Source organism: Streptomyces bicolor (assembly GCF_000719285.1).
Classification (GTDB): Bacteria; Actinomycetota; Actinomycetes; order Streptomycetales; family Streptomycetaceae; genus Streptomyces; species Streptomyces bicolor.
The window spans coordinates 136243-156795 of record NZ_JOFS01000014.1 but is presented as its reverse complement, the minus strand read 5'-3'; the positions used below and the strand labels follow the sequence as shown (position 1 = coordinate 156795).

At 70.1% G+C, this 20553-nt stretch carries 19 protein-coding genes; 9 read left to right on the top strand and 10 right to left on the bottom strand.

The genetic code is table 11. The annotated features are described in order from the left end of the window. Positions 1-81: 81 nt before the first annotated feature. The 4 genes from IF78_RS0120205 to IF78_RS0120190 form a co-directional block, all read right to left on the bottom strand. Positions 82-1200 carry a sensor histidine kinase gene (locus IF78_RS0120205; protein ID WP_031483788.1) on the bottom strand — a complete coding sequence of 373 codons (1119 nt, stop codon included), beginning with the start codon at positions 1198-1200 and terminating at the stop codon, positions 82-84. Then, entirely contained in the window at positions 1197-1892 is a 696-nt protein-coding gene (locus IF78_RS0120200) for a response regulator (protein WP_031483786.1), read from the bottom strand. The genes IF78_RS0120205 and IF78_RS0120200 overlap by 4 nt, the downstream gene beginning before the upstream one ends. A gap of 337 nt (positions 1893-2229) precedes the next feature. Next, a complete protein-coding gene (locus tag IF78_RS0120195) occupies positions 2230-3483 on the bottom strand; it encodes an SLC13 family permease (protein ID WP_031483784.1) in 1254 nt (417 codons plus the stop codon). Between the two features lie 110 nt (positions 3484-3593). After that, on the bottom strand, positions 3594-4715 hold the full coding sequence (locus IF78_RS0120190) for a PrpF domain-containing protein (RefSeq protein WP_031483782.1): 1122 nt from the start codon (positions 4713-4715) through the stop codon (positions 3594-3596). A 170-nt stretch (positions 4716-4885) separates the two neighbouring features. Here IF78_RS0120190 and IF78_RS0120185 point away from each other — a divergent pair, with 170 nt between their 5' ends. After that, the gene (locus IF78_RS0120185) at positions 4886-5839 is read left to right on the top strand and encodes a LysR family transcriptional regulator (RefSeq protein WP_031483780.1); all 954 of its coding nucleotides are present in this window, start codon (positions 4886-4888) and stop codon (positions 5837-5839) included. Positions 5840-6262: 423 nt separating this feature from the next. Here the strand turns inward: IF78_RS0120185 and ychF are convergent, their stop codons facing one another. Beyond that, positions 6263-7351, bottom strand: a complete 1089-nt coding sequence (gene ychF, locus IF78_RS0120180; protein ID WP_031483778.1) for a redox-regulated ATPase YchF — start codon at positions 7349-7351, stop codon at positions 6263-6265. 628 nt (positions 7352-7979) lie between these two features. Here ychF and IF78_RS46270 point away from each other — a divergent pair. Further along, complete coding sequence (locus IF78_RS46270; protein WP_234439853.1) at positions 7980-8483, top strand: DUF6542 domain-containing protein; 504 nt, start codon at positions 7980-7982, stop codon at positions 8481-8483. 13 nt (positions 8484-8496) lie between these two features. Here IF78_RS46270 and ppgK read toward each other — a convergent pair whose 3' ends face one another. Both ppgK and IF78_RS0120165 read right to left on the bottom strand, forming a co-directional pair. After that, on the bottom strand, positions 8497-9246 hold the full coding sequence (gene ppgK / locus IF78_RS0120170) for a polyphosphate--glucose phosphotransferase (RefSeq protein WP_031483773.1): 750 nt from the start codon (positions 9244-9246) through the stop codon (positions 8497-8499). A 29-nt stretch (positions 9247-9275) separates the two neighbouring features. Beyond that, positions 9276-10301: a 4-hydroxy-3-methylbut-2-enyl diphosphate reductase gene (locus IF78_RS0120165; protein ID WP_031483771.1), complete on the bottom strand. Its 1026-nt coding sequence runs from the start codon at positions 10299-10301 to the stop codon at positions 9276-9278. A 259-nt stretch (positions 10302-10560) separates the two neighbouring features. Between IF78_RS0120165 and xseA the strand changes: the two genes are divergently transcribed. The 3 genes from xseA to IF78_RS0120150 all read left to right on the top strand — a co-directional run bounded on the left by xseA (position 10561) and on the right by IF78_RS0120150 (position 12840). Next, complete coding sequence (gene xseA, locus IF78_RS0120160) at positions 10561-11805, top strand: exodeoxyribonuclease VII large subunit (RefSeq protein ID WP_031483769.1); 1245 nt, start codon at positions 10561-10563, stop codon at positions 11803-11805. A gap of 9 nt (positions 11806-11814) precedes the next feature. Next, on the top strand, positions 11815-12060 hold the full coding sequence (locus IF78_RS0120155; protein WP_031483767.1) for an exodeoxyribonuclease VII small subunit: 246 nt from the start codon (positions 11815-11817) through the stop codon (positions 12058-12060). A 189-nt stretch (positions 12061-12249) separates the two neighbouring features. Further along, entirely contained in the window at positions 12250-12840 is a 591-nt protein-coding gene (locus tag IF78_RS0120150; protein WP_031483765.1) for a malonic semialdehyde reductase, read from the top strand. A gap of 123 nt (positions 12841-12963) precedes the next feature. Here the strand turns inward: IF78_RS0120150 and IF78_RS0120145 are convergent, their stop codons facing one another. Continuing rightward, on the bottom strand, positions 12964-13485 hold the full coding sequence (locus tag IF78_RS0120145; protein ID WP_031483762.1) for a DUF4245 domain-containing protein: 522 nt from the start codon (positions 13483-13485) through the stop codon (positions 12964-12966). Positions 13486-13613: 128 nt separating this feature from the next. Between IF78_RS0120145 and glpX the strand changes: the two genes are divergently transcribed. Further along, positions 13614-14651 carry a class II fructose-bisphosphatase gene (glpX, locus tag IF78_RS0120140; protein ID WP_031483760.1) on the top strand — a complete coding sequence of 346 codons (1038 nt, stop codon included), beginning with the start codon at positions 13614-13616 and terminating at the stop codon, positions 14649-14651. Between the two features lie 145 nt (positions 14652-14796). On the opposite strand, the gene IF78_RS43740 is transcribed toward glpX, so the two are convergent. Next, entirely contained in the window at positions 14797-15174 is a 378-nt protein-coding gene (locus IF78_RS43740) for a WhiB family transcriptional regulator (protein WP_031483757.1), read from the bottom strand. A gap of 175 nt (positions 15175-15349) precedes the next feature. Beyond that, a complete protein-coding gene (locus tag IF78_RS0120130) occupies positions 15350-16033 on the bottom strand; it encodes a DUF1707 SHOCT-like domain-containing protein (protein ID WP_031483756.1) in 684 nt (227 codons plus the stop codon). Positions 16034-16219: 186 nt separating this feature from the next. Between IF78_RS0120130 and IF78_RS0120125 the strand changes: the two genes are divergently transcribed. The 3 genes from IF78_RS0120125 (at position 16220) to fomD (ending at position 20282) form a co-directional block, all read left to right on the top strand. Then, positions 16220-17887, top strand: coding sequence for a fumarate hydratase (locus tag IF78_RS0120125; RefSeq protein WP_031483754.1), 1668 nt, complete (start codon positions 16220-16222; stop codon positions 17885-17887). 230 nt (positions 17888-18117) lie between these two features. Next, on the top strand, positions 18118-19503 hold the full coding sequence (locus IF78_RS0120120; protein WP_031483752.1) for a class II fumarate hydratase: 1386 nt from the start codon (positions 18118-18120) through the stop codon (positions 19501-19503). An 83-nt stretch (positions 19504-19586) separates the two neighbouring features. After that, positions 19587-20282, top strand: coding sequence for a cytidylyl-2-hydroxypropylphosphonate hydrolase (gene fomD, locus IF78_RS0120115; RefSeq protein ID WP_031483750.1), 696 nt, complete (start codon positions 19587-19589; stop codon positions 20280-20282). Positions 20283-20553: the final 271 nt, after the last annotated feature.

Below are 20553 nucleotides of genomic sequence, written 5' to 3'. Positions count from 1 at the left end.
AGGTGTGGGCGAGGCGGAAACCAGGGCTGTCACGAGTGGGCCCAGTGTGCCGCGAGCCGACGGAACAGCATGAGGGGTTTGTCAGTCCCCGCTGAGGGGCACCCGCAGCCGCACCCGGTAGCCGCCCTCCGCGGTCGGACCCGACTCCAGGGTGCCGTGCAGGATCTCGGCCCGTTCCCGCAGACCGACCAGGCCCTGCTGCGAACCGGGGAGGGAGAGGGAGGGACGTGTGGGAGGGGTGTTGGTGACGGTCACTCCGATGCCGTCACCGTCCTGCCACAGCTCGACGCAGGCCGTGGCGCCGGGGGCGTGCTTGCGGACGTTGGTCAGCGCCTCCTGGACCGTACGGTAGAGGGCCCGTTGGGCGGGGGTGCCCACAGCGGGCGGCAGCTCACCCGTCAGCTCCACCTGAGTGCCGCTTGATTCCACCAGTTTGCGCAGGTCGGCCAGAGTGGGCTGAGGAGTCAGCTCGGTGGCGTGGCCGCCGGAGGCGCGCAGCAGTGTGACCATGGTGCGCAGTTCGTCGAGCGTGGTGACGCTCAGCGAACGGATGGTGCGGGCGGCCTCTTTGGCGTCCGCGTCCTTGGTGGCGACCTGGAGGGCTCCGGCCCGTACGGCGATCAGGCTGACTTGGTGGGAGACCACGTCGTGCATCTCGCGGGCCAGTTGGGCGCGTTCGCGGGCGAGCACGGCCTGGGCGTGCAGTGCCCGCTCGTGCTCCTTGGCCTCCTCGATCTCGACAAGCCGCCGCGCCAAGTCCCGATGGGTCTGGAGAAGTTGTGCAATGAGGACCGGTGCGGCGGCGGTCGCCAGGCTGTACACGAAGGTGATCAGCGTCATGGTCCGGCCGACCTCGGTGAGGCTGGCCAGGGGCCACGGAGTGCTGTTCGCGACGGCGGTCAGGGCGACGCACACCGCGAGGAGAGGGCGGTTGCGGGACCGTTCGGCCAGCGTGAACAGCGCCGCGAGCGGAGCAACGGCGACGGGCTGCGTCAGCGCGATGGGCAGGGTGAGCAGGAACACGCCGAGTGGGCACCGGCGCCGGAAGGCCAACGCGGCGCAGCCGAGCGTGGCCAGCGCGACACCGAGGCGGGTGTCGTCCCACAGGTTCAGCCACACGTCCACGGCCGCTGCCACCACCAGGACGAGGTCGACGACCGGCGCGGGCACACGCTCCCACAGCGCGCGGGCGCGATTCATCGCCCGGCATCCGACCGGGGCTGCTCGTCGAGCAGTCCGGCCCGCTGCGCCAGCAGCGCGGCCTGCACCCGGCTGGTCACCCGCAGCTTGGTGAGGATCGCGCTGACGTGGTCCTTCACCGTGCCGGCGCCCAGGTGGATGCGCGCCCCGATGTCGGCGTTCGACAGCCCTTCCGCCACCAGGACGAGGACATCGCGCTCGCGGGCGGTCAGCAGCCGGACCCGTGCCGCATCCTCGTCGACGGCCGCCCCCCTGCCGGGGTGGCTGTGCAGCAGCGTCCGCGACGCCTTGGGGGAGAGCACGACGCCGCCCGCGGCCAGGGTGCGCACCAGGTGGGCGAGTTGTTCCGGCTCGGTGTCCTTGAGCAGGAAACCGGCCGCGCCGCAGTGCAGCGCGGTCAGGATGTACTCGTCGGCGTCGAACGTCGTCAACATCGCCACCACAGGAGCGTCCGGTCTCGCCCGCAGCTCCCGCAGGACGGTGAGCCCGTCGACGTCCGGCATCCGGATGTCCAGCAGCACCACGTCCGGCCGCTCCCTGCGGACGGTCTCCACGGCAGCGCCCCCGCTCGCGGTCGCGACGACCTCGATGTCCTCGGATGCGCCCAGAATGAGTTCGAAGCCCGAGCGGACCAGTGCCTCGTCGTCCACCACCACTACCCGGATCACGCGCTCCGCCTCACCTTCGTTCATGCCGTCCGGCCCATGCCGACTCGACCCTAAAGCCACGCAGAGCCCCGGCGGCCCGACGAGCGGCAGCTCCAGCCACACGGCGGGGTAGCACCCACCAGTCGGCAGGGACATCACAGCCTCCTGCCGGACAGTCCGTGATCGGCCCGGTCTCCGGGCGGTGCCCAGGGCCGGCTGTCCGGCCCTGATGGCTGCTGCGCTCGTGTGACGTACCGCGCTGCTTGCGGTTGGCGGTCCGGTACACGCTGCCAGTCGCCGACTGCGTGCACCCGGATCAGCGGGGAGGGCGCCGTGCGTGGTCCAGCTCGGCGCCCTCCGCTGTCCGTCGTCGGTCTTTGCGCTACGACCAGGGCAGGACCAGGGCGCCCCACGCGACGACGGGGCCGAGGGCGACGATTCCGCCGGTGTAGCCGATGACCTGGCGGTAGAAGCGGCGGGTGTCCACCCCACGGGCGTTGCTGAGGACGAGTGCTCCGTTGGTCGAGAAGGGAGAGGTGTCGACGATCGTCGTGGAGACGGCGAGCGCGGCGATCAGTCCAGCGGCGCTGAGATGGCTGGAGAGCAGCAGCGGTACGGCGATGGGGATGATCGCGGTGAGGATCGCCGTGGACGAGGCGAAGGCGGAGGTGATGGCCACGGTGAAGCACAGCAGCAGGGCGACGACGATTGGGGCGCCCAGGTTGGCGGCGTGTTCGGAGATCTCCTCGATGATGCCGGCCTTCTCCAGCATCGCGATGTACGTCATCATGCCCGCGACCAGAAGCAGGGTGGACCAGCTGACACCGTCTACGGCCTTCTCCTGCCGCTTCATGTCCACCAGGGCCAGCAGGGCACCGGCAGCCAGCGCAAGGAAGCCGATCTCCAGGTGGAAGCCGAGCGCGCCGACAACGAGGGCCACCAGAGAGGCGAGGGTGAGCCACTGCCGCCAGTCGGGCCTGCCGGAGACGGCGAGGTCCTCGTCGTCGGCCGCCTCCGCGGCGCCCTCGGCCAGCGGGGCGGGACGCTTGGCGAGCAGGGCGTAGGTGAGGATCGAGAGCACCAGGTTGATCACGAAGCTGGCGCTGAACAGCGCGACGGCGGAGACCTGCAGATCGGTCTTGTCGACGAGGCCGAGTACCAGCGCACCGGAGACAGCCAGCGGGGAGAACGCGCCCGCGTGCCCGCCGCTGATCACCATCATGCCGACGACCAGCGGGTTGAGCTTGTAGCGGTGGGCGAAGTTCATGCCGATCGGCGCGAGGATCGCGACCGCGGCCGGGGTGAACGTACCGAACGCCGTCAGCAGGGCGGCCACCAGGAACAGCACCCAGGGGATGAGCTCCACCTTGCCGCGTACCAGCCGCACCCCGGCCGCGACGAGCCAGTCGATGGTGCCGTTGCGGCGGGCGACGGAGAACAGGTAGGTGACTCCGACGATGGTGACGAAGAGCTTCGCCGGGAACCCCTCGAAGATCTCGTCCTCGGTGAGGCCGAGCGAGGCGGTGCCGACCGCGAAGGTGGCGACGAAGGCGAGGATGCCCAGGTTGATCGGCAGCACGGTGCCGACCACGAACATCACCAGCAGGGCGCCTATGGAGATCACTTCAGCAGACATCTTTGTCCTTGGTGCGGCGGGGACGGGGTGGCGCGCCCCGAGGGGGGCGCGAGGGTATCCCGGTGCGGACGGCTGGGAGCCGGCCCGACCGAGGTGATGTTCGTCGCGGCTCAGGCGGCTTGCGGGCTGCCTGCTTGCGGTACGTAGATTCGGGCGTCGGCGAGCAGACGGGCCGCGCGCTGCACGGTGACCCGGTGCGGCAGGCCGTCCCTCACATCGGTGCAGCGGACCGCGACGACGCCGGCGGGCGTGCCGAGGCGCAACCACTCGTCGGTCGGGCCGCCCGCGGTCCGGGAGACCACGGACCCCTCCAGCAGCCCGGCCGCCGCGACGGCGACGGCAGAGGTCAGGCCGATCGCGGGGTGCGGGGCGTTCATGGTGAGCATGCGCACCGACACGTCGTAGTCCTCGGCACCGATCGGTTCACCGAGGGTGGTGGTGTACGGCACCGGCGGGCCGACCAGGCCCACCTTGGGCACCGCGTCCCCCGGTTCCCCACCGGGCTGGAGCAGCCCCATCAGGGGTGCGGCGGTATGACGGACGGTGCGCAGCCAGGCGACGTCTGCGCTCATCCGCTCCAGTGACTCGGCACCGGTACGCCCGGCGCTGGCGGCGTCGACAAGGACGACCGGAGCTCCTGCGGTCACCATGCTCACGCGCACCGGCTCGGCGGCGCCGACCCGCAGGTCCTGGGCGGCCTTGCCGGTGGGGAGCAGCCGGCCGGTGGCACCACCGGCGGGGTCGCGGAAGGTGAGGCCGACCGCGACCCCGCCGGCCCGGGTGCCGGGTACCGTCTGGCGGCCGAAGTGGTGCACCACGCCTCCGGGGGTGTCGACGATCCCTTCGAGGACCGCGCCCGTATTGGTGTTGCGCATCACCACGCGCGTCCGGTCGCCAGTAACCGGAACCATTCCCTTGGACACCGCGTACAGGGCGACGCCGGTGGCGCAGTTGCCGCAGTTGCTCGTCCACTCCACCGAGCCCGTCCCGATGCCGACTTGAGCGAACAGGTAGTCGACGTCGACGCCGGGCTGGGGTGAGGCGCTGACCACCGCCGCTTTCGAGGTGGTGGGGGTTGCCCCGCCCACCCCGTCCAGCTCCACGGGGTCGGTGGCACCGTACGCGGCGACCAGCAGCCTTTCGAGGTCGCCACGGTCGGCAGGGACTTCGACCTGGTTGAACAGCCAGCACTTGCTTGTGCCGCCACGCACCAGGGTCGCGGGAATGTGCACGTCTGAGGCTCTTCCTGGATCAACGAAGGCAGGGAAAGGGCCGGAGCAGCGGTTACGGGCGCATTGCGGGCCGGTGACCGCTCGGCGATTGCGGAGACCTTCGCAGAGGCATGACTTCGGAACAATCGCAGTTCGCTTCACCTGGGTTTAGCTCAGCTAAAGTCGTCGGCATGCTCAACGTGCGCCGTCTGTTGCTGCTCACCGAGGCCACCGAACGCGGTTCACTCACTGCCGCGGCGGAAGCCCTCGGCATGACCACCTCCGCCGCCTCCCAGCAGATGTCCCTGCTGGAGCAGGAGGCAGGCCAGCCCCTCATCGAGCGGCTGCCGCGCGGTATCCGCCCCACCCCGGCGGGTGCCGCGCTGGCCGGGCGAGGTCAGGCGATCCGCCGTGAACTGCGCGCGGCGCAAGCCGACTTGGACTCGTTCACGGCCCTCGACCAGGGCACGTTGCGACTCGGCTCCTTCCCCACGGCGAGCGCGTCCCTGCTGCCGCTGGCGCTCACGCGTTTCCGACGTCGCCACGCCGGCATCCGCATCGAGGTACGCGCCGGAGTCCTCGCGGGGCTCCGGGAGATGCTGCACACCGGGGAGGTGGAACAGGGGCTGCTCTGGGACTACGAATGGAACCGCCTCGACGATCCGGCGCTCGCCCTCACCCACCTGCTGGACGACCCCACGGTGCTGGTCGTCCCTGCCGACTCACCCCTGCGCACACATCCCTCCGTGCGCCTCGGCGACCTCGCCGACCAGGAGTGGATCATCCGCGCCGACAACCACCCCGTCGCCGACGTCCTGCGCCGAAGCTGCCGCCAGGCGGGATTCGAGCCGCGCATCGCCTACTCATCGCACGACTACCAGGAGGCACAGGCCATGGTCGCCGCCGGTCTCGGCATCGCGCTCGCACCCCGCCTGGCCCTCACCAGCCGACGCAGCGACGTACGCCTCCTGCCGTTCGCCTCCGACGTCCCCGCCCCGACCCGCCGCATCCTCCTCGCCCGCGCCACGGCACGCCCCGCCACCCCACCGGCCCAGGCGATGGCCCGCGTCCTGCGCACGGTGGCCCAGCGATTCACCGCCCCAGACCTGCACCGGACCCAGCTCGGAGCGGTCCGGCGCGGCTGACGGTTCGGCCACGAACTGCGCCCCCAAGCAGAGGTTCGCACTGGCCGTCGACGAACATCCGGCGCCGCGGGTCTGAGTGCACGCCGACCGCCGGATAGTGCCGCCCGCTTGCCGATCGCATCCCGCTCTGCCCGCTGCCAAGACGCGGTTGGGAGGAGGACCAGAGAAGATCTCCGTCCTCCGTCGCGCTGGCTGATCTTGCACTGAGCGCCGGCCAGACTGACGCGGAGCCCTTCGATCTCGCCGAGCCGGCCCTCCCTTCCGCTTCGGCGATGCGTTCAACGAGGTTGTCTCGAATTTCCACCAGCCGACCATCCCAGCACGATCCCAGCACGGGAAAAAAACCAAGGGCCCGACTCCGCAGAGCCGGACCCTCTCTGACCTGCATGTTGCCAGATCAGCGACGTGGAGATACCTCAGCGGCTACACGTTGAACCGGAACTCCACCACGTCCCCGTCCTGCATGACGTAGTCCTTGCCCTCCATCCGCGCCTTCCCCTTCGCACGGGCCTCCGCCACCGAGCCGGTCTCCACCAGGTCGGCGAAGGAGATGACCTCGGCCTTGATGAAGCCCTTCTGGAAGTCGGTGTGGATGACGCCGGCGGCCTCCGGGGCGGTGGCGCCCTTCTTGATGGTCCAGGCTCGGGATTCCTTGGGGCCGGCCGTGAGGTAGGTCTGCAGCCCGAGGGTGTTGAAGCCGACGCGGGCGAGGGTGGCGAGGCCGGGCTCCTCGGCGCCGACCGACTCCAGCAGCTCCATCGCGTCCGCCTCGTCGAGCTCGGCGAGGTCGGCCTCCAGCTTGGCGTTCAGGAAGATCGCCTCGGCGGGGGCGACCAGAGCGCGCTGCTCGTTCTTGAAGTCCTCGTCGACCAGTTCGTCCTCGTCGACGTTGAAGACGTACAGGAAGGGCTTGGTGGTCAGGAGGTGCAGGTCGTGCAGGAGCTCGTTGCGCTCGGTGCCCTGGACGATGCCGTGCGCGAAGAGCGTGTCGCCCTTCTCCAGGATCTCCTTGGCCTCCTCGACGGCCTTCACCTTCGGCGCGACGTCCTTCTTGATCCGCGACTCCTTCTGGAGCCGGGGCAGGACCTTCTCGATGGTCTGGAGGTCGGCGAGGATCAGCTCGGTGTTGATCGTCTCGATGTCGTCCTTGGGCGAGACCTTGCCGTCGACATGCACGACGTTCTCGTCCTTGAAGGCGCGGATGACCTGGCAGATCGCGTCCGACTCACGGATGTTCGCCAGGAACTTGTTGCCCAGGCCCTCGCCCTCCGAGGCGCCCCGCACGATGCCCGCGATGTCGACGAAGTCGACGGTCGCCGGGAGGACGCGCTGGGAGGAGAAGATCTCGGCCAGCTTGGTGAGGCGTGCGTCCGGGACGCCGACCACGCCGACGTTCGGCTCGATCGTGGCGAACGGGTAGTTGGCCGCCAGCACGTCGTTCTTGGTCAGGGCGTTGAACAGGGTCGACTTGCCGACATTCGGCAGACCGACGATTCCGATCGTGAGCGACACGTTGCGACTTCCCGTACGTGAGAGGACTTCAGGGGCTGGGCTGGGGCCCGGTCCTTCTTCGATCTTCGATGCAGACCGATCTTCGATGCAGATGCACGGGCCGATCCACAAGTCTACGGCGTGCCGGACCCGGCCCCGGCGCCGTGTCGAACACCTGGCCAAGGTCCGCCCCTGGGCGTGTCTCATGGGCCATTCGGCACATAAACCGACCTAGGTTGGTCCAGTGGAGCAAGTCAGGACGCGATCTGCCGGGTACGGATCGCCACGCGGTACGCCGCCGTCGTTGCCGTTGTCGTTACAGCTGCCGGCACAGGTGGCGCGGCGGGGCGCGGGCGGGGCCACGCGGGGTGTGGGCGGATTCGCGTCGGGCGAGGGCGGAATCGCAGCGGACGGGGACAGGGTGGAGCGGGGCGAAGGTCGTACTGGGCGCGGCGAGGGCGGGTTCGCCCGTGGCGGGGGTGGTTCGGCTCGGTCCGCCTGGCCTGCCCGGTCGGCCCGGTCGTCCCGGTCGGCGGGCGCCGAGTCGTCGGGGGCTGCGGGCGCCGGGTCGTCCCGGTCGGCGGGCGCCGGGTCCCGGTCCCGGCTCGCCGCCGCCCGTTCCGCCCGGGCCACGGCCTCCGACCGGCCCGTGCGTTCCTCCCGGCCCGTCCCCCAGCGCCGCCCGGTTTCGGGTACGGCCCCGGCGGCAGCGGCCGTACGGCGGCCCGGGCCGTCCCCCGCACCGCAGGCGGTACGCCGGTTCCCCAACCCCCGGCTCACGGGGCTGGGCAGCGGGCTGTTCTGCGGTGCCGTGATGGCGCTGCTCGGCTACCTGGACGCGCTGCTCTTCGGGGCCTCGCTCACCGTGTACAGCGTGCTGTTCCTGCCGGTGTGCGTGCTGACCGCCGTCTGGGTGCGCAGGGGCGACCTGGTGACCGCACCGGTCGTGCTGCCGATCGCGTTCGCGGTGGGGCTGGTTCCGGTGGCCGACAACGGCGGGGGGATGAGCGGCCACCTGATGGGCCTCTTCACCGCCCTCGCCACCCAGGCCGGATGGCTGTACGGGGGGACGCTGATCGCCGGTCTCATCGTGACCGTACGAAGGGTCCGGCTGATCGCACGCCGGGTGGCGGCCCGGCGCCGGTCGCGGTGACCGTCGGCGGCGGCTAGCCGGCCTGCTCCGCCGCGTGCATCGCGGCCCCCACGATTCCCGCGTTGTTCTGCAGCTGGGCCGGAACGATCTCCGCCTGGATGCCCTCGATGTAGTGCAGGAACTTGTGGGATTTCCGGCTCACCCCGCCGCCGATGATGAACAGCTCCGGGGAGAACAGCATCTCGACATGGGCGAGGTACTTCTGGACGCGGTGGGCCCAGTGCTCCCAGGTCAGTTCCTCGTCCTCCTTGGCCTTGCTGGAGGCGCGCTTCTCGGCGTCATGGCCGTGGAGTTCGAGGTGGCCCAGCTCGGTGTTGGGGACGAGGGCGCCGTTGATGAACAGGGCGCTGCCGATGCCGGTGCCGAAGGTGAGGAGGATCACGGTGCCCCGGCGGTCGCGGCCCGCGCCGAAGTGCATCTCGGCGACGCCGGCCGCGTCCGCGTCGTTGACCACCGTCACCGGGTGACCACCGAGGCGCTCGCTGAACAACGCGCGCGCGTCGGTGTCGATCCAGCTCTTGTCGACGTTCGCCGCCGTACGGATCGTGGATCCGTCGGTGACCACACCGGGGAAGGTGAGCCCGACCGGTCCTGTCCAGCCGTAGTGCTCGACGACCTGCTTCACACCGTCGGCCACCCCGTCGGGCGTGGCCGGGTGCGGAGTGAGCACCTTGAAGCGCTCCTGCGCGAGGTCGCCTCTGTCCAGGTCCACCGGGGCGCCCTTGATCCCGGATCCACCGATGTCCAAGCCGAAGATCTGCATGGCCCTACGTTACGACGGTGGACTGACAGTCACTCCGCGGAGTCGCCGGAGCCCGCGGCCCCCGTGCGCTCGGCGATCAGCGCCGCCGCCTCCTCGCGCAGGTCGCGGCGGAGCTCCTTCGGCAGGGAGAAGGTGATGGACTCCTCGGCCGCCTTGACCAGCTCGACGTCGCCGTAGCCGCGCTGCGCGAGCCACTCCAGGACCTCCTCGACGAGCACCTCCGGGACGGAGGCGCCTGAGGTGACGCCCACCGTCGTCACGCCCTCCAGCCAGGCCTCGTCGATCTCGCTCGCGAAGTCCACGAGATAGGCCTCGCGCGAGCCGGCCAGCTTGGCGACCTCGACGAGCCGCTTGGAGTTGGAGGAGTTGCGCGAGCCGACCACGATGACCAGCTCGGCCTCGGCGCCCATCTGCTTCACCGCGAGCTGGCGGTTCTGCGTGGCGTAGCAGATGTCGTCGCTGGGCGGGGAGATGAGCTGCGGGAACTTCTCCTTCAGCGCGTCGACGGTCTCCATGGTCTCGTCGACGGAGAGGGTGGTCTGGGAGAGCCAGACCACCTTCGACTCGTCGCGGACCTCGACCTTGGCGACGTCCTTCGGCCCGTCGACGAGCTGGATGTGCTCGGGGGCCTCGCCGGAGGTGCCGATGACCTCTTCGTGGCCCTCGTGCCCGATCAGGAGGATGTCGTAGTCCTCATTGGCGAAGCGGACGGCTTCCTTGTGCACCTTGGTGACCAGCGGGCAGGTCGCGTCGATGGTGGCGAGCTTGCCGCGCGCGGCCTCCTCGTGGACGACGGGGGCGACACCGTGGGCGGAGAACATCACGATGTTCCCCGGCGGGACCTCCTCCGTCCGCTCGACGAAGACGGCGCCCTTCCGCTCCAGGGTCTGCACGACGTACTTGTTGTGGACGATCTCGTGCCGGACGTACACCGGAGCGCCGTACTGCTCCAGGGCTTTCTCGACGGCGATCACGGCGCGGTCCACACCCGCGCAGTAGCCACGGGGGGCGGCGAGCAGGACACGGCGGCCAGGCGAAGCAGTCATGCGTCCCATCGTAAGGGGGCGTTCGGGGGCGCGAAGATCGCGCGGGTGACGGGTTGGTGGCGAGGGGGTGGGGGACTGTGGGGTTTCAGCCCGTCTGGGGGGTGCCCCCTCTGGGGGAGTTTGAGGACGAGGCCCTTCGGGCCGAAGCGGGGGTCTGGGGGCGGCAGCCCCCAGGGACGGGACGGGTAGGGGCGGCGGGGCGAAAACGCTCCCTGCCCGCACCCGACCGCCGGCCGGTGATGTCGGCGGTGGCCGTTACGCTCGGCGCATGGCTGTGAACACGTCGCCCGAATCCCCCCTGCCCGTAGGTGAGGTGTCGCGGCTCATCGGCGGCTGGATCGACCGGCTCGGGGCGGTCTGGGTCGAGGGGCAGATCACGCAGTTGTCGCGGCGGCCCGGTGCCGGCGTCGTGTTCCTGACGCTGCGCGACCCGTCGTACGACATCTCCGTGAGCGTGACGGCCTACCGGCAGGTGTTCGACGCCGTCGCCGACGTCGTGAGCGAGGGCGCCCGTGTCGTCGTACTCGCCAAACCGGAGTGGTACGCCCCCCGCGGCCAGCTCTCCCTGCGCGCCACCGAGATAAGGCCCGTCGGCGTCGGCGAGCTGCTCGCCCGGCTGGAGATGCTGAAGAAGGCCCTCGCCGCCGAGGGGCTGTTCGCGCCGGAGCGGAAGAAGACACTCCCCTTCCTCCCCCAGCTCATCGGCCTCGTCTGCGGACGGGCCTCCGCCGCCGAGCGGGACGTGCTCGAGAACGCCCGCCACCGCTGGCCGGCCGTCCGCTTCGAGGTGCGCAACGTCCCCGTGCAGGGCGTGCACGCCGTGCCGCAGGTCGTGCAGGCGGTGAAGGAGCTCGACGCGATCGACGACGTGGACGTGATCATCGTCGCCCGTGGCGGCGGGAGCGTCGAGGACCTGCTGCCCTTCTCCGACGAGCAACTGGTACGGGCCGTCGCCTCGTGCCGTACGCCCGTCGTGTCGGCCATCGGACACGAGCCGGACACGCCCCTCCTCGACTACGTCGCCGACCTGCGCGCCTCCACCCCGACCGACGCCGCCAAGAAGGTCGTGCCGGACGTCGGCGAGGAGTACGAGCGGGTGCGGATGCTGCGGGACAGGGCCCGGCGGTGTGTCGAGGCCTTCATCGACCGGGAGGAACGCGGGCTCGCCCACGCCCTCGCGCGGCCCTCGATAGAGGATCCGCACCGGATGATCGACGAACGCGCCGATCACGTGGCCTCCCTCCTCGACCGCGGCCGCCGCTGCCTCGGCCACCACCTCGACCGCGCGGAGTCGGAATTGACGCACACGCACGCGCGCGTGGTGGCCCTCTCCCCCGCGGCGACCCTCAAGCGGGGGTACGCGGTGCTGCAGAGGGCCGACGGGCACGTGGTCCGCGACCCGGGCGAGGTGGCGGCGGACGAGGCGCTGCGGGCGCGGGTCGCCGAGGGTGAGTTCTCCGTACGGGTCGACGCACGAAACGACGCACGAAACGACGCACGAAGCGATGCATAGGGTGGGCGAATGACCAGCAAGGTGGAAGAGGCACTGGGCTATGAGCAGGCCCGGGACGAACTGATCGAGGTCGTACGGCGTCTGGAGGCGGGCGGTACGACGCTCGAGGAGTCCCTCGCGCTCTGGGAGCGGGGCGAGGAGCTGGCCAAGGTGTGCCGGCGCTGGCTGGACGGGGCGCGGGCCCGCCTGGACGCGGCGCTCGCCGAGGAGGCCGAGGCGGAGGCCGCGCAGGAGAACGGCGGGGACGACTCCTGAGCCACGGTACTGAGACACGACTGCTGAGCCACGGCTCCTGAGACGGGGCGGGCTGTGAACCAGGTCACCGAAGCCCGCCCTTTGTTGAACCTTGAACTTGTCTCGCGTACTGTCGACTCGGTAAGCGGTCCCCGGTCCGCTTAGCTCACGACACCCGACGCACCACGTACTCCCCGAGAAGGTTCACGCATGTCTCTCGTCCTTGACCCCGCCGCCCAGGACCTGCTGTTCCGCGAGGCCCGTACCGCGAACACGTTCACCGACGAGCCGGTGACCGAGGAGCAGGTGCAGGCGATCTACGACCTGGTCAAGTACGGCCCGACCGCCTTCAACCAGACCCCGCTGCGCATCACCCTGGTCCGCTCCGCCGAGGCCCGTGAGCGCCTGGTGCAGCACATGGCCGAGGGCAACCAGGCCAAGACCGCCGCCGCCCCGCTGGTCGCGATCCTCTCCGCGGACAACGAGTTCCACGAGGAGCTGCCGACCCTGTTCCCGGCGTTCCCGCAGGCCAAGGACGTCTTCTTCAGCGAGCGCGCGGCCCGTGAGAACGCCGCCGGTATGAACGCCGCCCTCCAGGCCGCGTACTTCATCGTCGGCGTCCGCGCCGCCGGGCTGGCCGCCGGCCCGATGACCGGCTTCGACTTCGAGGGCGTCCGCAAGGAGTTCCTGGACGACGACCACACCCCGCTCATGGTCGTCAACATCGGCAAGCCGGGCGCCGACGCCTGGTACCCGCGCTCCCCGCGCCTGGAGTTCGACCAGGTCGTGACCACGGTCTGAGCGGCCAACGGTCCGCAACGGCCCCCAGTGGTCCTTGCCGACCACACGGCGAAGGCCCCCGGTGGCGAGGCGACACCGGGGGCCTTCGCCATGCTCATGAGGCTCAAGCAGCGCCCACGAGGCCTACTTGGCCTTCAGCGCCTCGGCCATCTCCGTCAGCTGCTCGAAGGACCCCGTGCCGGCCACCACGGTCGTCACGTCCGCCTGCTGGCGTACGAGCGCGTCGTACCGGCCCCCCGTGTACCGCGTCCACGTCATGCCGTCGATGCTCTGGGTGACCTTCGTCGGCTGCGCGCCCTGGCTGGCCTCCTCGATGAACGGCGCCGGCTCCTGAGTCGACTGTTCGATCTGCACGTACTCCCCGTCGGGGGCATGGAAGCCGAGGTGCCAGGCGTCGTTCTTGTCGCCCTGGAAGCGGACGGAGGTCGCCTTCCAGGTATCGGGCAGGCCCTCGGGCGCCTCCACCCCGTAGGGCGCCGCGCGGCGTGCCGTCAGCAGCTCCACGCGGTAGTCGACCCGGGGGAGGTCGGGAGTGCCGTCCTCATGGGGGACGAAGAGATACATGACCCCCGCCGCGAGCACGGTCACCCCGAGGGAGAGGACCATGTTCCGGACCGACTTCTGCTTGCCGTTCGAACCTGCCACGCCCACTATCGTCGCAGGTGCCCCGGTCTGCTCATCCGTGGGGTCCCCTGCTCATTCTGTCCGCCCGGGGATAGAGTCAGGGCCGTCACCCTCATCCGGCCGTCGTCGTATCAGAAAGGTGCGCTCCGATGACCGAGAATCATCATCATCTACCGTCCGAGCTCGAGGTACCGAGCGAAGCTCCCGACCGCAACCTGGCCCTGGAACTGGTCCGTGTCACCGAGGCGGCGGCCATGGCCGCGGGTCGCTGGGTCGGGCGCGGCGACAAGAACGGCGCCGACGGTGCCGCGGTGCGCGCCATGCGGACCCTCGTCCACACCGTGTCGATGAACGGCGTCGTCGTCATCGGTGAGGGCGAGAAGGACGAGGCGCCGATGCTCTTCAACGGGGAGCGGGTCGGCGACGGGACCGGGGCCGAGTGCGATATCGCCGTCGACCCGATCGACGGGACCACCCTGACCGCCAAGGGCATGCCGAACGCGATCTCCGTGCTGGCCGCGGCCGACCGGGGGTCCATGTTCGACCCGTCCGCCGTGTTCTACATGGACAAGCTGGTCACCGGCCCCGAGGCCGCCGACTTCGTCGACATCGACGCGCCCGTCGCGGTGAACATCCGCCGGGTCGCCAAGGCGAAGCGGTCGACGCCGGAGGACGTCACCGTCGTCATCCTCGACCGGCCTCGGCACGAGGGCATCATCAAGGAGATCCGGGACGCCGGTGCGCGGATCAAGCTGATCTCCGACGGCGATGTCGCGGGGTCGATCTACGCGCTGCGCGAGGGCACCGGCGTCGACATGCTGCTCGGCATCGGTGGTACGCCGGAGGGCATCATCTCGGCGTGCGCCGTGAAGTGCCTCGGCGGGACCATCCAGGGCAAGCTGTGGCCGAAGGACGACGAGGAGCGGCAGCGGGCGATCGACGCGGGGCACGACCTGGACCGGGTGCTGCTGACCGATGACCTGGTCGCCGGGGACAACGTGTTCTTCGTCGCGACCGGGATCACCGACGGTGAGTTGCTGCGGGGTGTGCGGTACCGGTCGGAGACCGCGACCACGGACTCGATCGTCATGAGGTCCAAGTCGGGGACGGTGCGGCGGATCGACTCGGAGCATCGGCTCAGCAAGCTGCGGGCTTACAGCGCGATCGACTTCGATCGCGCCAAATAGCTCGGGGGCTGCGGAGCGTTGGCGGCCGCGGGTTGTGGGTGGCTTGTCGCGCAGTTCCCCGCGCCCCTAGGTGGGCCATCTCCCCGTACGCCGAAAAGTGAGGAGCGCCCCCGGTGCGGAGGGGGCGCCCTTTCTTTTTTGCCTTTCAGCCCGCCTGCGCTATCCGGTTCGCCGCCCGCGTCGCCTTCTTCAACTCCATTTCGCGGCGGCGGCGCCTCGCCAGGACCACGCGGCGTTCCGCTGCCGTGAGGCCGCCCCAGACGCCGTACGGCTCGGGCTGGAGGAGGGCGTGTTCGCGGCACTCGACCATGACCGGGCAGCGGGCGCAGACCCGCTTGGCCGCCTCCTCGCGGGAGAGGCGTGCCGCGGTGGGCTCCTTGGAGGGGGCGAAGAACAGGCCGGCCTCGTCGCGGCGGCACACGGCCTCTGTGTGCCATGGGGCGTCTTGGTCCCTGTCTCGCACTGGCACCCGCTGGGCCGGAACGGCAGCGACCTGCAGGGACGAATGCGGCGGTTGCAGCACGGTCTACTCCTGACGACGGCTTCGCGAGCGAGAGACGATGCAGCAAGGTCTACCCGCTGTGCGCGCGCCTATGCAGGCAGTTCCGAACCGCTGGATTTCGGGGGGTCCTGCGCACCCCTGTGCGGCGGGCGAGAGAGCCGCGGAGGCGGGTGCGAATCGCTTCGATTCACAACCGTCAACGATCCAAATGCTTGCGCAAACTCTTGTCGACCTTGCGCTGAACACGGTCGAGGATGTCAGCGACCAGCTTGCCCCGCTTGGGCCTGCCCTCGATGCTGCCGAGCACCGCCCAGCCGTCGACATGGACGACGGGCGCCTCGGGGTCCTCGGCGTCGAGCGTGTCCACCTCGAAGGTGCCGAGCACACCGCCGCCCGCGCCGCGCAGCGAGACGTTCTCCGGGACGCGGACCTCGACACTGCCGAAGACCGATATCGCGCGGATCACGACCTGCTGGTACTCGAAGAGGGCCTCGCTGAGGTCTATCTCCACGCTGCCGAAGATCGCGTACGCGTGGATACGGCGGCCCGCGCGCCAGCGGCCCTTGCGGACGGCGGCGCTGAAGACCGCGACCACGTTCTCGTCGGGGTCGGCGGGCACCGCGACGGGGGCGGGGCGGCCGGCGGCCGGCACCTGGGGTGCGCGGCGGGGGTGGGCGGCCGGCAGATCCCGTATGAAGACGTCCAGTTCGCCGACCGTCTTGGCCGCCAGCACGCCCTCGACGCGCTCCGCGTGCTCGTCGGCGGTGAGGCGGCCCTCGGCCAGGGCTTCACGCAGGATGTCGGCGATCCGGTCGCGGTCGGCGTCGGAGGCGCGGAGCTCGGTGGTGGCAGGGGGCGCGGTCTGCTTCTGAAGGTCCACGGCAGCAGCGTACCCAAACACGATAGATCGCGATAGCCCCTCTCTCGCGTCGATCGGTGTCGAACTGAGCCTTACCTCACAAGCTCGCCGTCAGTGGCAGGTTCTACGCTGGTTGGCGCTTGCCAATGGAGGCCGGCCGCAGGCGAGAGCGCCTCGAAGAAGCTGCCGAGTGAGGAATGGGCACCGATGCCTGAGTTCGCGTACACCGATCTGCTCCCCATGGGAGAGGACACCACCCCGTACCGGCTGGTGACCGCCGAGGGTGTCTCCACCTTCGAGGCCGACGGGCGGACGTTCCTCAAGGTGGAGCCCGAGGCGCTGCGCAAGCTGGCCGAGGAGGCCATCCACGACATCCAGCACTATCTGCGGCCCGCGCACCTGGCCCAGCTGCGGCGCATCATCGACGACCCCGAGGCGTCGGGCAACGACAAGTTCGTCGCGCTGGACCTGCTGAAGAACGCCAACATCGCGGCGGCGGGCGTCCTGCCGATGTGCCAGGACACCGGTACGGCCATCGTGATGGGCAAGCGCGGGCAGAACGTGCTGACCGAGGGCGGTGACGAGGAGGCCCTCTCCCGCGGCATCTACGACGCGTACACCAAGCTCAACCTGCGGTACTCGCAGATGGCTCCGCTCACCATGTGGGAGGAGAAGAACACCGGCTCCAACCTGCCGGCGCAGATCGAGCTGTACGCCACCGACGGCGGCGCCTACAAGTTCCTCTTCATGGCGAAGGGCGGCGGCTCGGCCAACAAGTCGTTCCTCTACCAGGAGACCAAGGCCGTCCTGAACGAGGCCTCCATGATGAAGTTCCTGGAGGAGAAGATCCGTTCGCTGGGTACGGCCGCCTGTCCGCCGTACCACCTGGCGATCGTGGTGGGCGGTACGAGCGCCGAGTACGCCCTCAAGACCGCGAAGTACGCCTCCGCCCACTACCTGGACGAGATCCCGGCCGAGGGCTCGCCGCTCGGGCACGGGTTCCGGGACAAGGAGCTGGAGGAGAAGGTCTTCGAGCTCACGCAGAAGATCGGGATCGGGGCGCAGTTCGGCGGCAAGTACTTCTGCCACGACGTGCGTGTGGTGCGGCTGCCGCGGCACGGGGCTTCGTGTCCGGTCGCCATCGCCGTGTCCTGCTCCGCCGACCGGCAGGCCGTCGCGAAGATCACCGCCGAGGGCGTCTTCCTGGAGCAGCTGGAGACCGACCCGGCGCGGTTCCTGCCGGAGACGACGGACGAGCACCTCGAGTCGGACGGCGACGTGGTCAGGATCGACCTCAACCAGCCGATGGACGACATCCTCGCCGAGCTGACCAAGTACCCGGTGAAGACGCGCCTTTCCCTCACCGGTCCGCTGGTCGTGGCGCGTGACATCGCGCACGCCAAGATCAAGGAGCGGCTGGATGCGGGCGAGGACATGCCGCAGTACCTGAAGGACCACCCCGTGTACTACGCGGGGCCGGCCAAGACGCCGGAGGGGTACGCGTCCGGTTCCTTCGGGCCGACCACGGCCGGCCGCATGGACTCCTACGTCGAGCAGTTCCAGGCGGCGGGCGGTTCCAAGGTGATGCTGGCCAAGGGCAACCGCAGCAAGCAGGTCACCGACGCGTGCGACGCCCACGGCGGCTTCTACCTCGGGTCCATCGGCGGGCCCGCGGCGCGTCTCGCCCAGGACTGCATCAAGAAGGTCGAGGTCGTCGAGTACGAGGAGCTCGGCATGGAGGCCGTCTGGAAGATCGAGGTCGAGGACTTCCCGGCGTTCATCGTGGTCGACGACAAGGGCAACGACTTCTTCCAGGACCCGGCGCCTCAGCCGACGTTCACGTCGATTCCGGTGCGGGGGCCGGGGCTGGCGTAGCGCCTCGGGTGCGGCGGGGAGGTTTTCGCCCCCGCCGCCCCTACCCGTCCCATCTCTGGGGGCTGCCGCCCCCAGACCCCCGCTTCGGCCCTGAACGGGCCTCGTCCCCAAACTCCCCCAGCGGGGGCACCCCCAGACGGGCTGGATACAACCCCTCCGGCGGGCGAGAAAGCAACCCCCGAGCGGACCAACCCCGGAACAACCGCCCCCGCCCCCACGCTGTACCCGGTATGAGCGACTACCGCATCGAGCACGACTCCATGGGCGAGGTCCGCGTCCCCGCGGACGCCAAGTGGCGGGCGCAGACCCAGCGTGCCGTCGAGAACTTCCCGATCTCCGGGCAGCGCATCGAACGCGCCCACATCGAGGCCCTCGCCCGTATCAAGGGCGCCGCCGCCAAGGTGAACGCGCGGTTGGGGGTGCTCGACGAGGACGTCGCCGGGGCGATCCAGGAGGCGGCGGTCGAGGTCGCCGAGGGGCGGTGGGACGCGCACTTCCCGATCGACGTGTTCCAGACCGGGTCCGGCACCTCGTCCAACATGAACACCAACGAGGTGATCGCCACCCTCGCGACCGAGCGGCTCGGGCGGGACGTCCATCCCAACGACCATGTGAACGCCTCCCAGTCCTCCAACGACGTCTTCCCCTCCTCCATCCACATCGCCGCCACCGCCGCCGTCACCCGTGACCTGATCCCGGCGCTGGAGCACCTGGCCGCGTCCCTGGAGCGCAAGGCCGAGGAGTTCGCCGATGTCGTGAAGTCGGGGCGGACCCATCTCATGGACGCCACGCCCGTGACGCTGGGCCAGGAGTTCGGCGGGTACGCCGCCCAGGTGCGGTACGGCGTCGAGCGACTGCAGGCCTCCCTCCCCCGCCTCGCCGAACTCCCCCTCGGCGGCACGGCCGTCGGCACCGGCATCAACACGCCCCCCGGCTTCTCCGCCGCCGTCATCGAGGAGGTGGCCCGGGTCACCGGGCTGCCGCTCACCGAGGCGCGGGACCACTTCGAGGCGCAGGGCGCCCGGGACGGGATCGTGGAGACCAGTGGGCAGCTCAGGACGATCGCGGTCGGGCTGACCAAGATCGCCAATGATCTGCGGTGGATGTCGTCCGGGCCGCGCACCGGGCTCGCCGAGATCAGCCTCCCCGACCTCCAGCCGGGGTCCTCGATCATGCCCGGCAAGGTCAACCCGGTCATTCCGGAGGCCGTCCTCATGGTCGCCGCGCAGGTCGTCGGCAACGACGCCACCGTGGCCACCGCCGGAGCCGCCGGCAACTTCGAGCTGAACGTGATGCTCCCGGTGATCGCGAAGAACGTCCTGGAGTCCATCCGGTTGCTGGCCAATGCCTCCCGGCTGCTGGCCGACCGTACGGTCGACGGCATCGTCGCGCACCGCGAACGGGCCCTCGAGTACGCCGAGTCGTCACCCTCCGTGGTCACGCCGCTCAACAAGTACATCGGGTACGAGGAGGCCGCCAAGGTCGCCAAGAAGGCCCTCGCGGAGCGCCGGACGATCCGCCAAGTCGTCCTGGACAACGGGTACGTGGAGCGCGGTGACCTCACACTCGAGCAGCTCGACGAGGCCCTGGATGTCCTGCGGATGACGCGGCCGTAACCAGTGGCCGCCGGAACGCCTCGGCGGCGTGAACCGTGACACTCACCGCAGCGTCGTATGCCTGTGGCACCTAATATCTGCGCATGGAAGACGGTGGAGCGGTGACGACGGAAGTGGAAGCGGGCGGCTCGACGGGCTCCTGGGCGCCCGGGACGCAGATCCTGTGGCGGTACCGGGAGAACGCGGGCCGTGGCTTCCACATCGCGCGTCCCGTCACCGTCGTACGGGACGACGACGAGCTCCTCGCCGTATGGCTGGCGCCTGGGACGCAGTGCGTGAAGCCCGTCCTCGCGGACGGAACCGCCGTGCACCTGGAGCCTCTTGAGACGCGGTACACCAAGCCGCGCTCCGTCCAGCTCGACCGCTGGTTCGGCACCGGGGTGCTGAAGCTCGCGCGGCCCGGTGAGCCGTGGTCGGTGTGGCTGTTCTGGGAGCCCGGGTGGCGGTTCAAGAACTGGTACGTGAATCTCGAGGAGCCGCTGACCCGTTGGTCGGGTGGGGTGGACTCCGAGGACCACTTCCTCGACATCTCCGTGCACCCGGACCGCAGTTGGCACTGGCGGGACGAGGACGAGTTCGCGCAGGCCCAGCGGGACGGGCTGATCGACGAACGGCTCGCCGCGCGGGTGCGGGAGGCGGGGCGCGAGGCGGTGGAGGTGATCCGCGCCTGGGGGCCGCCGTTCTCGGACGACTGGCCGCACTGGCGCCCGGATCCCTCCTGGGCTGTACCTTCTTTGCCTGAGGACTGGGATCGCACGCCCGCGCACCTGTCCTCATGAGACCCTTGATGCGCCCCCGGGCAACAAACGTAGGATCGTCCTCCGCAAGGGCGCGCATGGGCAACTTCCGGAGTGCGCGCCGGGCTTGACCGATCGTCACCGAGGGGCGGCAGGACGTGAGCGAGGGTTACCAGGGCAACGCCCGTGGCACCGGTACGGGCCGCGGAGGTTCCACCGGCGGCACAGGAACTGTCTCTGGCCACGCGGGAATTCCGTTCCTGGGGCACGTATTGCGGGTATCGGAGTTTCGGCGGGACGAACTGCACGCGTG

Bases quoted from the DNA above. Each gene is read 5' to 3' on its own strand.
- IF78_RS0120155 (WP_031483767.1), top strand. From the start codon at position 11,815: ATGACCAGCAAGGTGGAAGAGGCACTGGGCTATGAGCAGGCCCGGGAC.
- IF78_RS0120165 (WP_031483771.1), bottom strand. From the start codon at position 10,301: ATGGGACGCATGACTGCTTCGCCTGGCCGCCGTGTCCTGCTCGCCGCC.
- ppgK (WP_031483773.1), bottom strand. From the start codon at position 9,246: ATGCAGATCTTCGGCTTGGACATCGGTGGATCCGGGATCAAGGGCGCC.
- IF78_RS0120120 (WP_031483752.1), top strand. From the start codon at position 18,118: ATGAGCGACTACCGCATCGAGCACGACTCCATGGGCGAGGTCCGCGTC.
- IF78_RS0120125 (WP_031483754.1), top strand. From the start codon at position 16,220: ATGCCTGAGTTCGCGTACACCGATCTGCTCCCCATGGGAGAGGACACC.
- IF78_RS0120195 (WP_031483784.1), bottom strand. From the start codon at position 3,483: ATGTCTGCTGAAGTGATCTCCATAGGCGCCCTGCTGGTGATGTTCGTG.
- IF78_RS0120200 (WP_031483786.1), bottom strand. From the start codon at position 1,892: ATGAACGAAGGTGAGGCGGAGCGCGTGATCCGGGTAGTGGTGGTGGAC.
- IF78_RS0120205 (WP_031483788.1), bottom strand. From the start codon at position 1,200: ATGAATCGCGCCCGCGCGCTGTGGGAGCGTGTGCCCGCGCCGGTCGTC.
- glpX (WP_031483760.1), top strand. From the start codon at position 13,614: ATGACCGAGAATCATCATCATCTACCGTCCGAGCTCGAGGTACCGAGC.
- IF78_RS0120185 (WP_031483780.1), top strand. From the start codon at position 4,886: ATGCTCAACGTGCGCCGTCTGTTGCTGCTCACCGAGGCCACCGAACGC.
- fomD (WP_031483750.1), top strand. From the start codon at position 19,587: ATGGAAGACGGTGGAGCGGTGACGACGGAAGTGGAAGCGGGCGGCTCG.
- xseA (WP_031483769.1), top strand. From the start codon at position 10,561: ATGGCTGTGAACACGTCGCCCGAATCCCCCCTGCCCGTAGGTGAGGTG.
- IF78_RS0120150 (WP_031483765.1), top strand. From the start codon at position 12,250: ATGTCTCTCGTCCTTGACCCCGCCGCCCAGGACCTGCTGTTCCGCGAG.